The following is a 15,548-nucleotide window of genomic DNA, read 5'->3' on the forward strand; positions in this document are numbered from 1 at the left end:
GGTGCAGGATAGAGCGGTGAGCATCCTGATCCGCGACGCCGTCCCCGGGGACTTGCCCGCCATCCTCGAGATCCACAACGAGGCCGTCCTCAACACCACCGCGAACTGGTATGAGGAGCCGAGCACCCTCGAGGACCGCCAGGAGTGGCTGGACTGGCGGGCCGACAACGGCTACCCAGTCCTGACCGCCGACGAGGACGGCGTGGTCGTCGGCTTCGCCAGCTATGGCCCCTGGCGGCCGAAGAACGCGTACCGCCACACGGTGGAGAACTCCGTCTACGTGCACGTGGACCACCACCGCAAGGGGGTGGCGAAGGCACTGATGACGGAGCTCGTCGCGCGCGCGAAGGCCGACGGCCGGCACGTGGTCGTCGCCTACATCGAGTCCTCGAACGAGAACTCCATCGCACTGCACCGCAAGGTCGGGTTCGAGGTGGCCGGCCTCCTGCCCGGGGTGGGCAAGAAGTTCGGTCGGTTCCTCGACCTGACAATCATGCAGCTGACTCTTAGCCCTTAAAGTAGACCAGCTGATGGGTCGTGGCGAGCAGCTCGCCGTCGCGGCTCCACACCTCGCCGACCTGGTCGAAATACCCGTTGCCGAAGCGCTGCGCGCGGGCTGACCCCAACAGGTAGTCGTCGCCCTGCCGCGCCAGCATCGCCTCGTCTGCGTGGAAGTACACCGTGAAGGTGACGGTGCTGGCGGGCATCATCGCGCCTTTGCGCAGGTAGACCCGCGGATAGAAGCTGTCACAGATGGCAGTCAGCGCCGTGAAGTCGACAGCCCGAGCCGGGGTCTCGCGGATCCAGAGGGTGGACCGCGAGCTCGCGCTCTCGCTGGGGTTGGGATTGGCGGGGTCCAAGCCGCCCTCGGTGAAGCGCATCTCGTAGTTCTGCGCCCACGCGATGAACTCCGGCAGGTGCTGCTCCTCGACGTCGCCGGGCGCCGGCACGGCGGGGAAGCCGAGCTCGGTGGAGTCGAAGGACTCGCGCCGGACGCCGCAGATCGCCGTGGCGGTCGTGGTGACCTCGCCGTTCTGGATGATCTCCATGGTCCAGTGCTGATTGGACCGGTTCGTGCGCGCAGGCTTCGCGACCACCTCGAAATCGCCATACGCGATCGCGCCGCCGAAGTTGACGGTCAGCGCCAGCGGGTCGCCCTGCCGGTCGGGGTGCTGGAGGACGGCCTGCAGCAGCGCCGCCGCGGTGGAGCCCCCGAATGGGCCGACCATGTTCGCGAATGCCGGTGTGGTGCGGCCGGCGAAGCGGCTGCCGCCCTTGTCCGCCAAGGAGATTGCGTCATCGAACGGGTGCATGGTCATCTGGCCCTCACAGCTCTAGCTATCAATCGATTACTTATAGGGTTCGCCGTCCAAGATACGGTACCGCCGCATAGTCTGTCCCAATGCCCGCTTCCCCCGCTGAGCGCCCAAGTCCCCTCCAGATCCTGTGGACCGAGAACCCTGGCGCCGCCCGCGCCGCCCAGCCGACCACGCCTGAGGAAGCGATCGCGGTACTGAACAAGGGCTCCCACGGGTTCTCCCGCCTCGGGCAAGAGCCCCTCCAGCTACGGGTGGACCGCGAGGCGTTCGGCTACCCGCCCGAGGACGACCCAGACGGGGTGCTCGACCAGCAACCCTTCGCCGCGGTGCTCAGCTGCAGCGACGCCCGCGTGCCCATCGAGCTCACCCTCGGCTGCGCCACCAACGACCTCTTCGTGGTGCGGGTCGCCGGCAACGTGCCCGGCTCTGACTGCCGCGGCAGCATGCACTACGCCGCGAGCCATCTGCCGAGCGTGCGGGTGTTCGCCGTGGTTGGCCACTCGCGGTGCGGGGCGAACTCCGCCGCCGTCGACGCGATGCTCCATCCCGAGCGGTACCTCGAGATCGCCTCGGACGCTCCGCTGCGGGGCATCATCGACTCCCTGCTCGCCGGCGTGCACTTCGCCGAGCGAGCCCTGCTGCACGCGCACGGCCCCGACGCCGCACGCTCCCCCGACTACCGGGCGCGGCTGGTGACCCTCACGACGTTTGCGAACACCGCGTTGACCGCCCTGGTGCTGGAGCGGGAGATCAAACGCCCCTGCGCATTCGGCGTCTACAAACTCGCGACGCGCACGGTGGGCGTGCGCCGGGCCGCCGGCTGGATGGACGGTCTGGCGATGGCGCCGAAGGACGACGCGGAGCTGATCGCGCTCGTCACCAACTCGGCACGCTCGCTCTCGCTCTAGAAGTCGCCGGGCGCCACCTGGAAGCACACCAGGCCGATGCTCCGCCACATCGCCACAACCTTGTCGCGGTCGTCCAGCACCCCGAGCACCCGGAAGCGGCCCTCGATGCGCTCACGGTAGAGCGCCTCCTTGACGACCTCGTCGGGCCGGAAGTCGCCGGGTTCGCGCATGTGCAACTCGTCGAACGGCACGCCCTGCGCGTCGAGCCACTGCACCGTCTGCCCGCGGGAGGAGCCGTCGCGCCCGGACACCGCGAGGATCGCGTCGACTCCGGGATGCGCCGCCAGCGCCTGCACGGCGATGATCACCGGCAGATGCGGCCGGTCCTCGCCGACCCGGTGCCAGTCGAACGGCCCCCGCTCGCCCATCAGCGCCAGCGTTCCATCGATGTCGACTATCCACGCCGACTGCTCAGACCCGCGCGCCACGTCAATCGGAAGCCCGGTCGTCAGGATCTACCACCGCCACCTTCTCCTCTGTGTTCCCGGCCGCCCCCGCAGACCGCAGCGACGCTTTAACTCGTTCATCCATCTCATCGACGACCTCGGTCAGCGAGTCCTTCCCCGAAACCGGATCGTGCATCACGCCCGTAGGTTCATTCTGCTCCCAGTTTTCCATGGCTATCCCCTTTACTCCCAGGAAGGAAAGCACCCCGCCCTTCACTCGATCCGGTGCCGCGGGTCCTCATCGATCTCCGGATGCCGGGTATGTTGCGGGGGAAGGGCCGTGTCATCACCGCTCCGGCTGCCACCGCTCCGAGCGTCGCCCTGCACCTCGGGATCTAGCTCGTCTGCCCGGCGGAGATGCTCCTCCTGCTCCTCCCGCACCCGGCGGGCAGCATGGCTATGCCCGGCCGCCTCGGCCTCCACCCGCCTAGCTCGCGCAGCCTCCTCATCCGCCGCGGCACGTTGCTTGCGAGCCCCCGCCTGCGCCTCGGCAGCGCCCGCCTCCTGTTTGCCGATCTCGGCCTCCCGCTCGGCGGCTTGGAGGCGCAGATCCTCAGCTTGCTGGTGACGAGCCTGCCGCTGCTTCATCGCGGCAACCCGCGCCAGCAAGCCGATCACAACAATCAGTACAACGACAGCCACAACGATGGCGATGATTACTCCAGTGTTCATTTTTCTGTCCCTCACAGTTCCGGCGGCTACGAGCGCCCATCGAGGCCCTCACGGGATAGACCGCTTGCTCGAAACGCTGGCACGCCTCGCTAGCGGCGGCCTTTGGGCCGCGACTTCCCCTCGGCGTACCCCGGAGGCGGCCGGCCCAAACCTGGCCGCCGCCATAGGAGCCGCTCTCCGCTCTCCACTCCCCGCTCTCCTTCACCGTCCCCGGTCGGCAGCGCCGCTCTTGCCAACCCAGAATTCCGGTGTTGACTGGTGGTAGTCGCCGCTACCACACGTGGGGGTTCTCATGGATGCCATCACCGCCATCGCCACACCCGTCAACGAGCCCGTGCGCTCCTACGCCCCCGGCAGCCCCGAGCGGCACCGGATGCAGGCGGAGCTGAGCCAGTTCGGCGCGGATCCCACAGAGATCTGCCACGTCATCGGCGGGCGCCACCGCCGCGGCGATGGCCGCCTCGTCAACGTGGTCCTGCCCCACCACCACCAGACCGCGCTGGGCTCATTCAATGAGGCCACGGCGCGCGACGCGCAAGACGCGGCAGACGCGGCGACCGACGCCGCGCGCGACTGGGCCGCGATGTCGTTCGAGGACAGGGCCGCGGTGTTCCTACGCGCCGCGGACCTGCTGTCCGGACCCTGGCGCGAGACGCTGCTGGCCGCCACGATGCTGGGCCAGTCGAAGACCGCCTATCAGGCGGAGATCGATGCGGCGTGCGAGCTGATCGACTTCTGGCGGTTCAACGTCCGCTTCGCCCACCAGATCCTCGAGGACCAGCCGCTGTCCTCCCCGGGCGTGCGCAACACGCTGGACTACCGCCCCCTGGAGGGCTTCGTCTACGCGATCACCCCGTTCAACTTCACCGCGATCGCCGGCAACCTGCCGACGGCCCCGGCGCTGCTGGGCAACACCGTGGTGTGGAAGCCCTCGCCCACCCAATCCGTAGCCGCCTATTGGACGATGCGGCTGCTCGAGGCCGCGGGCCTGCCCGCCGGGGTCATCAACCTGCTGCACGGGCCCGGCCCCGAGATCTCCGACGTGCTGCTGGCCGACCCTCGTCTGGCCGGCATCCACTTCACCGGCTCCACTGCCACCTTCCAGCACCTGTGGCGCCAGGTCGGCGCCAGAATCGACAAGTACCACACGTATCCGCGACTCGTCGGCGAGACCGGCGGCAAGGACTTCATCCTGGCGCACAGCTCCGCCGACCCCGAGGCGCTGACAGCCGCCCTGATCCGCGGCGCATTCGACTACCAAGGCCAGAAGTGCTCGGCCGCCTCGCGGGCATTCATCCCGTCCTCGGTGTGGGCGCGCATGGGCGAGGACTTGTTGGCCAAGACCTCGCAACTATCCTACGGCGATGTCGCGGACTTCTCGCATTTCGGCGGGGCCGTGATCGACCGCGCGTCCTTCGACCGCAACGCCGCGGCACTGGCCCGAGCACAGTCGGCGAACAACCTGAAGGTCGCCGTCGGCGGAAAGTGCGACGACGTGGTCGGCTATTTCGTCGAGCCCACCATCCTGCTCGGCGAGGACCCCGGCGACGAGGCCTTCCGCACCGAGTATTTCGGCCCCATCCTGGCTATCCACGTCTATGACGATGCGGTGCCCGGCTCGTTCGCCACCGCGATCCACACGGTCGACTCGGGCTCGCGGTACGCGCTGACCGGTGCGGTCTTCGCCGACGACCGCGCCGCGATCGCCCAGGCTGCCAAGGGGCTTCGCCACGCCGCTGGCAACCTGTACATCAACGACAAGCCGACCGGCGCGGTCGTGGGCCAGCAGCCATTCGGCGGCGGCCGGGCATCGGGCACCAACGACAAGGCCGGGTCACGGCAGAATCTCCTGCGCTGGACGTCAGCACGCACGGTCAAGGAGACGTTCGTGCCGCCGATCGAGCACCGCTACCCGCACCAGGGCTGATAATGGCCCTCTTCGACGCGCTGCGGCCCGCGATGCTGGCGGCCGCGCGCTCCCCCAGGCTCGAACGGACCATCTCAACGATGCCCGCGACGCGAAGCCTTGTGCGCCGCTTCGTGGCCGGGGAGACCGAGGCCGACGCCGCCTTGGCCGCCACCGCGCTCCTCGACTCCGGGCGGCTGGCCAGCATCGACTACCTCGGCGAGGACACGGTCGATGCCGCCTCCGCCGCGGACACCGTCGCGCACTACCGCGCGCTATTGTCCGTGCTGCCCCGATCCCACGGCCCGGTCCCAAAGATCGAGGTTTCCGTGAAACTGTCCGCGTTGGGGCTGGGGTTGCCCAACGGCCCGGCCCTGGCGCTGGAGAACGCCCGCGCCGTCTGCGCCGCGGCGGAGATCGTGGGCGCCTGGGTCAGCGTCGACGCCGAGGGCCACGCCAGCACGGACACCGCACTGTCGGTCATCCGCGACCTGCGCGCCGACTTCCCCACCGTGGGGACGGTCCTGCAGGCCTATCTGCACCGCACGGAGGCGGACTGCCGAGACCTGTCCGGCACACGGGTGCGCCTGTGCAAGGGTGCGTATGCCGAGCCGGCGGCCGTGGCCTTCCAAGGGCGCGCTGCCGTCGCCGACTCCTACCTGCGCTGCCTCGCGATCCTCATGCGCGGCGCCGGATATCCGATGGTGGCCTCGCACGATCCGTCGATGCTGCGCGCCGCTCTGCGCCTGGCCTCCGAGACTGGCCGGCCGACAACCGAATACGAGTTCCAGATGCTGTACGGCATCCGCACTGAGGAGCAGCTGCGGCTGGCCGGCGAGGGCTACCCAGTGCGCATCTACCTGCCCTACGGCGCACAGTGGTACGGCTATTTCATGAGACGGTTGGCCGAGCGGCCCGCGAACCTTGGGTTCTTGCTGCGGGCGCTGGAGAAAGGCCATCGCTGAGGTGCTGCCGCCTGTTGTTCGGTGCGGGAGTTCCCTTTTGTCTCCGTCGAGGCTCCTGATGGACCGTAATTTTCGGCATCTCCGCAGCGTACGAGGTTGTACACAGGCCCGAGAGTTATCCCCAGAGACGCGATTTCCTGGGTCGTCCGGACCACCCAGCCTGGCAGTCTCACAGTATGGGGGAAGAGCCGGGCGGAACGCGGGTGTGGACCCGCGCCCAACTACATGCCGCGGGGATGAAGGACACGACCATCGCGAACCATTGCCGGAGCGGGGCCTATCAGCGGCTCATGCCGGGTATCTACTGCCTCGGCCCGCCGACAGCGCTGGACAAATGCCGTGCGGTGAGCTTGTGGCGGGCGGACGCGGTGCTCAGCCACCGCACCGCCGCCTGGCTGTGGGGGCTGCTGCCGGAGCCACCGCACATCGAGGTGACGGTGCCGTCCGTGGTGCGGGCCAGCCCGCCGGACTGGGCGAGGCTCTACCGGCGAGATCTATCGCCGGCGGAGTGCTCGTGGGCACAGATGCTGCCAGTGGTGTGCCGAGAGCGGGCCATCCTGGACTCGCTGCACCTGCTCCCGCGCGCCGATGCCGAGAGGCTGGTGGACGAGCACACCCGGTTTGACCAGCAACGCGAGGACCTGATCAGCTTGTGCTCGGTGGACCGCGCGGGCATGGCGGTGGCTCGGGCGGTCGTCGCCACCGCAGCCCAGCGCTGGGCCTCGGAACCAGAGCGGCTGCTCGGCAGGACCCTCGCGAGGATCGGATGCCGCCTTGAGCCCAACAACCCGGTGCTCGGCTATGCGGGCGACCTGGTCGACCAGGAGGCGCGTCTGGTGGTGGAGATCGACGGCCGCGGGTTCCACAGCGAGCGCGAGGTCTTCACACACGATCGTCGCAGGCAGAACGCCATCGTTATCGCGGATTGGCTGGTGCTGCGCTACTCGGCGGACGACGTGTTCGAGCGGACCGACCAGATCGCGCTCGAGATCAAGACGCAGGTGCGCAAGCGCCGTCGGCGGGCCCGCGATCGCAGGAAGTGAAAAACCCTCCACTCTCACCACCCCGAATGCCGATAATCGGCAACCTAGGGGTCGATAGTGGAGGGTTGTTGCGAAATCCTTATCTGCCGGTGTGCTCGGTTATGCGCCGGACATCGTCCGCCCTGGATCAGCGTGACCTGGTTGACCGCCAGCCAGTCGTTGCGGTCGGGCCTCGATGGTTACCATCGCGTCGATGTCGCTAGTGGCCCCAGCGTCACCACGCACGACCGACCCGAATATCTTGACCTCCGATGCCGCGTATTACGCGAAGACTTGCTGGAGCTCATATCGACGCATGGCGCGGATTCTCCGCAGACGTTGGCTGTCTACAGAACGTTTGGGCACAGCCACCTCGGCAGGAGGCTACGCCCAGGCGACCCCAATCCTCGCGGGGTCGAAAACGATCAAGTAGGTGAGCACGACAACTGCGACCGTGCAGGCGGTGAGCAGGAGCTTGTCGAACGGGCCGGATGCCCTGATGCGCAGAATCTCCGGCGGACGGACGTCGTACCAGCGTTTCCCACTGATTTTGACCAACGGGGCCAACATGGGCACTCCCCGCTTGGTGATCACGTCACCCAGGAGATGGGCTAACACCCCAACGGTTACCGAAGCACCCAGGGCGATCGCGCTTGCAGACTCCGGCAGCAGCCTCCACGTCCCCCACGCCAGGATGGCGGATGCTCCAGTCACGATGAGCCAGCCATTCTTCTTCGCCCACCTCGGGAACAGCCCCCGTAGCGCGAGACCGAGCATCACGAACAAGATCCCGACCGACGCAGTCATCCCGAACGCCGCAACCAGACCGCCAGTGGCCAGGCCGGCGAGCACCGCGAACAAGATCGTGTGGGTCGCCGTTCGGTGCCCGTTCTCCTTGCGGGAGTCCCGTTTCGTGCGAGTCGCCGAGTACACCGCCCGGGCTGCGTTCTCCGTCACATGCGCCAGCACCTGGCTAGCCGGGCCGAAACTGCGGGCGATTGTGGCCTGCGGGCTGTCGAGGTCAGGGAGCAACGCGGCGCCCGCAGTCACTCCGGCAAAGACGAATGCCCCGGCGATCGACGTCGGGCCGCCCCACTCCGGCGGCAGCGTGGCCGCCATCGCCAAACCAATTGCGGCACCGCTCATCGCATGCGTCGGCCCCATCACCATCGCTGGCGGTCCTTCCGGTTGTGCGCGGCCGCAATGGGCTCCGCGCAGATGAACTTCGATACCTCTGAGCGTTGGAGCCCGCCGTCCCTGGCATGCCCGAGTCCAGGCTGGCAGCCATAAACTGAAAGCTGTTGCAAGACAAGCAGATCAAGAAACACGCTGTGAAAATGTAATGCTACAGCAAGCATGTTCGGGTCATGAAACCATGAATGTCTGACGCGGGCAGGACCTGGATCCGCCCCGCACTGTCGAAGGCGACTAGCCCGTGTCCTGCTCGTCAACCGCGCCGACGGGCGCACGGGGCACGAGGCCGGTGAAGAACATCGCCATGATCCCCAGGCCTGCGGCCACCGCGAACGCGGCGCGCAGCGCGTCGACCCGGGCCTGGGAGTTGAGTGCGACGATCTCGTCGGCCTGCTGGCCGGTGACCGAGGCGCCCGCCAGGCCGTCCTCCAGCTGGGTGTCGGACAGGAACGGCACGCCGGCGGCCAGCTCGGTGGTGGCCTGCTGTTTCACGGAGTCGGGCACGGCGGGGTTGGCTTGGATTCCCGCGATAATCGAGGCGCTCAGCGTCGCGATGAGCACCGACCCGATCAGCGCGGTGCCCAGCGACGCCCCAAGGTTGGTCGCGGTGTTCTGCAGCCCGCCGACCTCGGGGCTCTTCGAGTCCGGCACCGCAGAGACCGTGACCGCGCCGAGCTGGGAGGCCAACGCGCCGAGCCCCAGGCCCACCAGCAGCATCGGGACGGCGACGACGGCGGCGTTGGCGGCGGGCGTCATCCCGGCGACCAGGATCAGGATGCCCACGACCATCGACGCCAGACCCAGCCGGACGACGCGGCGAGGGTTGGCCTGCGGCCAGAGTTTGGGGATCCCCGCGGCGGCCAGCAGCAGCGCGACGGACAGCGGGACGAGGCGGAGCCCGGTCTGCAGCGCGCTGAGCTCGAGCACCACCGATAAAAACAGCGGCACCGCGAAGAACACGCCCGCCTGGACGGTGAACTGGGCGAAGAACATGCTGAGCCCGCCGGCGAGCTGCCGGTTCCGCAGCAGCCGGACGTCGACCAAGGGCTCGCCGCCGGTCTCGGTGAGGTGGGACTCCCACCGCAGGAACCCATACAGCACCAGCAGGCCCGCCAGCAGCAGCCACACCACCGGCGAGAGTCCCAGGATTTCCGCACCGCCCGGCTTGGGCTGGACCCAACCCCACTCGCTCGAACGCAGGACGCCGAAGACCAGCATGCCCAGGCTCAGCACGGACAGCGCCGACCCGACGAGGTCCAGGTGGACCCTCGACGGCGGCACGTCCGCGATCTTGCGCAGCATAAGCAAGATGACGGCGACGATGACGACCTCGCCGGCGAAGACGTACCGCCACGACGCGAACGTGGTCACCGCGCCGCCGATCAGCGGGCCCGCGGCCACGGCCATCGCGCCCGCCGCGGCCACCAGCCCGTAGGCCGCGGCGCGGCGCTCAGGCGGGAAATTCGCCGCCACCAGCGCGACGATCGCCGGCATGATCAAGGCGGCGCCGAGCCCCTCCAGCAGCGACCACCCGATCAGCAGCACCGCCAGGTTGGGCGCCAGCGCCGTGGTGAACGAGCCGGCGCCGTAGACGACAAGGCCGATCGCGAACGCGCGCCGCCGGCCCAGGATGGTGCCCACCTTTCCGCCGGTGATCATCATCGTCGCCATGACCAGCGTGTACAGGGTGATGGCGGTCTGGACTCCGGTGATCGTGGTACCGAGGTCCGCGGCCACGGAGGCCATGGACACGTTCATCACGGAGCTGTCCAGCGTCATCAGGAACTGGCCCGACGCGAGCGCCGTCAGCACCAGGCCGGCTCCCCCGACCGCCGCCCGACCGCCCTGGGCGGTCACCTCTCAGCGCTCATAGCGACTCCTCAGATCCCGGCGCGAGCCTCGATGCGGCCAGCCGCGATCGCCGCCGTCATCGCGGCGTGGTCGCGGGTGTTCTGCCTCGCATAGCCCTCCGCGAAGTCCGCCATCGCATGGTCGAACTCGGCATCCGAGCCCAGATACGCGGCGATCGCGATCCGATCCCCCGAGCGGGCATGGCCGTACGCCAGGGCTCGGCCGCACAGCCGCCCGTACCACCTCATCAGCTCCGGCGACATGGTCTCGACCATCGCGGAGCCCTTGCCGTCGCGCAGTTGACGGACGTAGAAATCGCGCTCGACGCCGTCCATGCCCGGCCCGCGCGCCCAGCCAAGGAAGATGTCGCTGGCGACCTGCGTGAGCCGCTGGCCGTGCACGACGCGCTCCCCCTCGCTGGCGAACCCACCCCCGCCGGACAAGCCGGCACCGTCGACGTAGCCCGCCAGCACCGACGGCACCGCCTCTTTGACCTGCAAGAATAGTGGGTCATCGGCGTCGGACCCCAGCATCAGGGCAATCCAGGTGCGGGTGCCGACGCTCCCCACCCCGACCACCTTCCGCGCGAACTGCGCCAGCCGGAACTGCCCGAGGAGCTCGCGGCGGTCGGACTGCAGCGTCCGCGCGTAGGTGTCCAGCCACCCGCCCAGGAGCCGGTACGGCGCCGCCAAGTCCGCGCCGCCGTACAGCTCCTCGAGGGGCACCAGCAACGGCGGATCGCTGACGATGCGTCGCTGACCGTCGACCATCGTCGTCAGCTTCGCGAGCGCCTGGATGTTGTTGCGGCCCTCCGCCTTCCGCAGCGCCGCGCGCGTGCGTTTGGTGATCGCCGAGTCCAGCTCGCTGCGCAGCGCCTTGAGATCCTTTGCCGCCTCGATGTGCGCGTAGCAGGCCGCCAGGGTCCCCAGCCGAGCCTGGCGCGCCATGGTCTCGCGATACTCGGCGGCGCACGCCCTCGTGATCTTCCTGCGCTTCTTATCTCCGAACCCGCACGCCTGCGCCGCGATCGCCAGGCTGGCCGCGAGCCTTTTGACGTCCCACTCGAACGGCCCGGGATGGGTCTCGTCGAAGTCGTTGACGTCGAAGGCCAGCTTGCGCTCCGGGGTGGCGAAGATGCCAAAGTTGCTCAGGTGCGCGTCCCCGCACAGCTGCACGCGCAGCCCCGTGGCGGGCGCGCGGGACAAATCGCTCGCCATCACCGCCGCCGCGCCGCGGTAGAACGAGAACGGCGTGGCCGCCATGCGTCCGTGGCGTACCGGCACCAGCTCGGGGACCCGGTTTCTCGCCTGCTCCTCCAGCAGCGCGACGGGATCCGGCCGACCGGTCGAGCCCTTCACCCCCGAGCCCCTGCCGTCAAGGCCGTGCTCGGAGAGCGCCGCCGGCGGCCTCTCTCGCCGCTCCGCCGCACCCCGGCGCTCGCGGCCTACCCTGGACTGGTCCGTGCCGGAAATCTCCATCGCGGACACCTCCATTCCGACACCCATCCTCCCACCGGCGCGGCGCAAGGGATACCCCCCGGCGGACATTTCGCGGATGGCTCCACGGCGCAGATCCCAATGACCGGGAGACGGCCCCATCACAAGGACCCTGCGAAATAGCGTTCAGCGCGTGAAGACCCGCAGCCAGAAGTACCCGCACCTGCTCTCGCCAGGCGTCATCGGCCCGATGTCGCTTGACAACCGAGTAGTGCTGCCCGCCATGGATATGAACATGTGCGAGGACGGCGAGATCGAGCAGGGCGATATCGACCACTTTGTGGCGCGTGCGGCCGGCGGCACGGGCCTGATCATCACCGGCTGCTGCGCCGTGGCCTACCCCCAGGGCGCGGCCAGCACCAAGGAGCCGGGCCTGTCGGAGGACCGGTTCATCCCCGGCCTCAAGGCCCTGGCGGACGCCGTGCACGCCGCGGGCAGCAAGCTCTGCGTGCAGATGACGCACCACGGCAAGGTCGCGCGGGTCGACACGCTCAACGACATCCCCCTGATGGTCCCGTCCGCGCCCCGGGTGACGCCCGACATGTCGGCGATGGCGGACAACACCCCCGCAGAGCTGCAGAAGATGGGCGCTGTCACGGCAGGCAAGACGGCGACCTTCCACGAGGCCGACCACGATGACCTGGACTGGCTGGTCCGCTGCTTCGCCGAGGCCGCCGGCCGGGTCAAGGCCGCGGGCGGCGACGCCGTCGAGATCCACGTGGCGCACGGCTACATCCTCGGCGCGTTCCTCAGCCGCGCCGACAACAAGCGCACCGACGAGTACGGCGGCTCCCTCGCCAACCGCGCGAAGCTGACCTGCCGGGTCATCGCCGCGGTCAAGGAGGAGGTGGGCGGGTCCGTCGCGATCATCGTCCGCGTCGCTGGCAAGGAGTACGGCGAGGACGACGGCCTGAGCACCGAGGAGGCCGCGGGCGCGGCCACGCTGTTCCAGGCCGCGGGCGCCGACGCCATCCATGTGACCGGGTGGGGCCGAAACCCGTTCTCCAACTTCACCGACGGGCCGCTGCCCGACAAGCTCGGCGCATACATCGAGCTGTCCGCCGCGGTGAAGGCGGCCGTGTCGATCCCGGTGATCGCGGTCGGACGGGTCCTGCCCGAGATCGGCGAGAAGGCGATCGCCGCGGGCCAGGCGGACTTCGCGGCGATGGGCCGCCAACTGCTCGCGGACCCGGACCTGGTGGTCAAGCTCAAGGCCGGCACGCCGGAGCAGGTCCGCCCATGCATCAACTGCTATGTGTGCGTTCAGGAGAACTTCTGGGACGCCACCCCGCTCTGCGCCGTGAACCCGGCGCTCGGCAACGAGACGCTGCTGCCCCTCCTGCCGACCCGCACCACGCGCCACATCGTGGTCGTCGGCGCGGGCCCGGCCGGGCTCGAGGTCGCGCGGGTGTCCGCCGAGCGCGGGCACCGCGTCACCGTGCTGGACTCCTCCGACCGCCTCGGCGGCACGCTGTGGTTCTCGTCGCTGACCACCCCAGACAACGGTCGCCTGCTGCGCTGGCTGGCCAGCGAGACCAAGCGCCTCGGCGTCGACATCCGGCTCAAGACCGAGGCCACGGTGGCCTCGATCCAGGCGCTGTCCCCGGATGTCGTGGTGGTCGCGACCGGCGCGGTGCGCGAGTTGCCGCACGTGCCCGGCGCGGACCTGCCGCACGTGCACACCGGCGACACGCTGCGCGCGCTGATGACCGGCTCCGGCGATGTCTCCCAGGTGCCGCTGTTCCTGCGCACGATGGGCAAGCTCGGCAAGTTGTCCGGAATCACCAAGAGCGCCACCGCGATTCGCCAGATCACCCGCAAGTTCCTGCCGATGGGCAAGAACGTCGTGGTGGTCGGCGGCTCGCTGGTGGGCTTGGAGCTCGCGGAGTTCCTCGCTGACCGCGGCCGCCACGTGACCCTGCTCGAGGAGGGCCAGCAGCTCGGCGTGCCGATGGCGATGCCGCGCCGCTGGACCGCCGTGCGCCACGCCGGCGAGAAGGGCGTGATCATCCACCGGCACGCGACGCTGCAGCGGATCACCACGGACTACGTCGAGTTCGAGGTGGGCGGCAAGACGCTGTCCACGCGCGCCGACATGGTGGTGGTGGCCTCCGGCGTCTCCGCCGCCGCCCCGCTTGCGGACCAGCTCGACGGCAAGGTCGCCGAGGTGCACGTCGTGGGCGACGCCACCGAGGTCGACTACATCGAGGGCGCGATCCACACAGCCTGGGCGGTCGCCACCAAGCTGTAGGCCCCATCCTCGCCTCGTCCCCATTTCTCGGGCGAGACGGACGTTCGCGGCCGCTTCAGAGGCTGTTGCCGACCCCTACGTTCCGGGGGCACCTGACGCCAGTTTGGCCGGGAATTTAGGTGATGGCGATCGGGTTCTGCCCGCTCGTGCGGTCAGAGACGGCCCCCGTTCGCTGCCACCTGGGCAAACGGTCCGATGGCGTGGTCAGGATTTTCACCAGCGGGCACCTGACCTGCGATTGTTGTGGCGGAACGGCCTGAATCCCCCCGTTGGTGAAGGCTGACCGGCCGTCACCACTCGCGCCACCTGGGCTTTTCCCGCAGCACCGGATTCGAGGCTCGTTCACCGGGGGTTTTCGGTGCCCGATGCTCCCGATTGGGCCCCCTCGGGGTAGTGCGGTGACTCACACTGAGGCTGCCACAGAGGGTACGGGCGTTATCCGCCCGCGCAACGTAGGCCCGCGGCAAGGCTATCCGCGGCACTGCACTCCGACGAGTGCGACCGCGAAACGGCCTATTGAATTCGGCAACAGGCACTTCATCGTCCGCGAAGTCCGTCGCGGTGGCCGCGGGAAGCTAGCCGACCAACGCGCCCAAGGCCCCAAAGGAGCCCAGCGAGCCCGCGGCGCCGCCCGGCGCATCGGTGGTCAGCAGCGGCAGGAACGTGTCCGCGATGACCTGGTGGCCGGCGTCGTTCGCGTGGATGTCGCCGAGCTTGCACATCCAGGTCCAGGTGCAGACCTGCGCGACATTCTTCGGCACCGCGCCCACTCCGGGCAGATCGACCTGGGTGAAGTCATTGTTGGAGAAGGCCTCCGACACATCGGCCGTCTTCCAGCCGTTGGCCGAGTTGGTCAGGGCGATGGTCTGGGTGAGGATGTTGTTCGCGGCCGTGGTGCCCGCCGCGATCACCCGGCTGGTCCCGCCCTTGAGCCAGGACGCCAGCATCGGGTTGTAGTACGTCATCCCGACGTAGACCGCGTCGTTCCCGCCCGCATCGCGCAGGCCGGAATCGACGGTGGCGAGGTTGCTCTGGATCGCCGCGAGGTTGGTGACGATGCAGCCGATATCGGGCGTGCTCCCGGAGACACAGCGGTAGATGTCGTTCGCGCCGATATTATTGGTGACGTACTTGACCTCGCCGCGATGAGCTCCCACGAACTGGGCTGCGGCGTCGAGCTGGCTGGCCGCGCCCTCATAGGTGCATTTACCGCCGTTGACCATCGTCACGCTGGTCTCGCCATCACAGCCGAAATTGATGTGCACCAGGCCCGGCTCGCCGGCCTTGAGCGCCGCATAGATCTTGTCGGTATAGGAGATCCGCGCGTTCCCGGCGGGCTGATAGCCGGCGGCCAGCGAGTCCCCCATCGACACGTAGTAGGTCGCGGGCTGCTCCGCCGCGGCGGGCGAGGCCACAAGCGCCGCCCCCACCACCACGAGGGCCGCCGTGAGGATCGCGGATCGAACGCGCCGTGGCTGCATGTGAGTCTCCAAGCTGCGAGGGGTTTCTGGCATGGGG

14 protein-coding genes and 1 pseudogene are annotated in these 15,548 nt (G+C 68.9%); 6 read left to right on the forward strand and 9 right to left on the reverse strand.

Features of this window, described 5'->3' with window-relative positions; genetic code table 11:
- The first annotated feature begins 22 nt into the window (after positions 1-22).
- Entirely contained in the window at positions 23-517 is a 495-nt protein-coding gene (locus TBIF_RS08605; RefSeq protein WP_038170494.1) for a GNAT family N-acetyltransferase, read from the forward strand.
- Here the strand turns inward: TBIF_RS08605 and TBIF_RS08610 are convergent.
- Positions 507-1,319: an acyl-CoA thioesterase gene (locus TBIF_RS08610; protein WP_024794422.1), complete on the reverse strand. Its 813-nt coding sequence runs from the start codon at positions 1,317-1,319 to the stop codon at positions 507-509. The genes TBIF_RS08605 and TBIF_RS08610 overlap by 11 nt on opposite strands.
- 83 nt (positions 1,320-1,402) lie before the next feature.
- Between TBIF_RS08610 and TBIF_RS24435 the strand changes: the two genes are divergently transcribed.
- Positions 1,403-2,227 (forward strand): carbonic anhydrase, encoded by an 825-nt coding sequence (locus tag TBIF_RS24435; RefSeq protein WP_024794423.1) that lies wholly within the window; start codon positions 1,403-1,405, stop codon positions 2,225-2,227.
- On the opposite strand, the gene TBIF_RS08620 is transcribed toward TBIF_RS24435, so the two are convergent.
- From TBIF_RS08620 to TBIF_RS23265, 3 genes and pseudogenes are all read right to left on the reverse strand, one after another.
- The gene (locus TBIF_RS08620) at positions 2,224-2,655 is read right to left on the reverse strand and encodes a phosphatase domain-containing protein (protein WP_024794424.1); all 432 of its coding nucleotides are present in this window, start codon (positions 2,653-2,655) and stop codon (positions 2,224-2,226) included. The genes TBIF_RS24435 and TBIF_RS08620 overlap by 4 nt on opposite strands.
- A gap of 1 nt (position 2,656) precedes the next feature.
- On the reverse strand, positions 2,657-2,845 hold the full coding sequence (locus tag TBIF_RS08625; RefSeq protein WP_148302208.1) for a hypothetical protein: 189 nt from the start codon (positions 2,843-2,845) through the stop codon (positions 2,657-2,659).
- A gap of 41 nt (positions 2,846-2,886) precedes the next feature.
- Positions 2,887-3,369 (reverse strand): annotated as a pseudogene (locus TBIF_RS23265) (hypothetical protein); the annotation flags it as partial.
- A 268-nt stretch (positions 3,370-3,637) separates the two neighbouring features.
- Here TBIF_RS23265 and pruA point away from each other — a divergent pair.
- From pruA to TBIF_RS08645, 3 genes are all read left to right on the forward strand, one after another.
- On the forward strand, positions 3,638-5,272 hold the full coding sequence (pruA, locus tag TBIF_RS08635; protein ID WP_024794427.1) for an L-glutamate gamma-semialdehyde dehydrogenase: 1,635 nt from the start codon (positions 3,638-3,640) through the stop codon (positions 5,270-5,272).
- Between the two features lie 2 nt (positions 5,273-5,274).
- Positions 5,275-6,216 (forward strand): proline dehydrogenase family protein, encoded by a 942-nt coding sequence (locus tag TBIF_RS08640; protein WP_024794428.1) that lies wholly within the window; start codon positions 5,275-5,277, stop codon positions 6,214-6,216.
- Positions 6,217-6,392: 176 nt separating this feature from the next.
- Positions 6,393-7,259, forward strand: a complete 867-nt coding sequence (locus TBIF_RS08645) for a DUF559 domain-containing protein (protein WP_038170460.1) — start codon at positions 6,393-6,395, stop codon at positions 7,257-7,259.
- Positions 7,260-7,358: 99 nt separating this feature from the next.
- Here the strand turns inward: TBIF_RS08645 and TBIF_RS26605 are convergent, their stop codons facing one another.
- From TBIF_RS26605 to TBIF_RS08660, 4 genes are all read right to left on the reverse strand, one after another.
- Positions 7,359-7,499: a nucleotidyltransferase domain-containing protein gene (locus tag TBIF_RS26605; protein ID WP_084611620.1), complete on the reverse strand. Its 141-nt coding sequence runs from the start codon at positions 7,497-7,499 to the stop codon at positions 7,359-7,361.
- A gap of 123 nt (positions 7,500-7,622) precedes the next feature.
- A complete protein-coding gene (locus TBIF_RS08650; RefSeq protein ID WP_024794430.1) occupies positions 7,623-8,408 on the reverse strand; it encodes a metal-dependent hydrolase in 786 nt (261 codons plus the stop codon).
- Between the two features lie 258 nt (positions 8,409-8,666).
- The gene (locus TBIF_RS08655; RefSeq protein ID WP_024794431.1) at positions 8,667-10,289 is read right to left on the reverse strand and encodes an MFS transporter; all 1,623 of its coding nucleotides are present in this window, start codon (positions 10,287-10,289) and stop codon (positions 8,667-8,669) included.
- A 23-nt stretch (positions 10,290-10,312) separates the two neighbouring features.
- Positions 10,313-11,788 carry a DUF2252 domain-containing protein gene (locus tag TBIF_RS08660; protein WP_235174599.1) on the reverse strand — a complete coding sequence of 492 codons (1,476 nt, stop codon included), beginning with the start codon at positions 11,786-11,788 and terminating at the stop codon, positions 10,313-10,315.
- A 124-nt stretch (positions 11,789-11,912) separates the two neighbouring features.
- On the opposite strand from TBIF_RS08660, the gene TBIF_RS08665 reads away from it, so the two are divergent.
- The gene (locus TBIF_RS08665) at positions 11,913-14,030 is read left to right on the forward strand and encodes an oxidoreductase (RefSeq protein ID WP_024794433.1); all 2,118 of its coding nucleotides are present in this window, start codon (positions 11,913-11,915) and stop codon (positions 14,028-14,030) included.
- A 575-nt stretch (positions 14,031-14,605) separates the two neighbouring features.
- Here TBIF_RS08665 and TBIF_RS23270 read toward each other — a convergent pair.
- On the reverse strand, positions 14,606-15,511 hold the full coding sequence (locus tag TBIF_RS23270; protein WP_024794434.1) for an SGNH/GDSL hydrolase family protein: 906 nt from the start codon (positions 15,509-15,511) through the stop codon (positions 14,606-14,608).
- Positions 15,512-15,548: the final 37 nt, after the last annotated feature.

The sequence above is a fragment of the Tomitella biformata AHU 1821 genome (genome assembly GCF_000524475.1).
Classification (GTDB): Bacteria; Actinomycetota; Actinomycetes; order Mycobacteriales; family Mycobacteriaceae; genus Tomitella; species Tomitella biformata.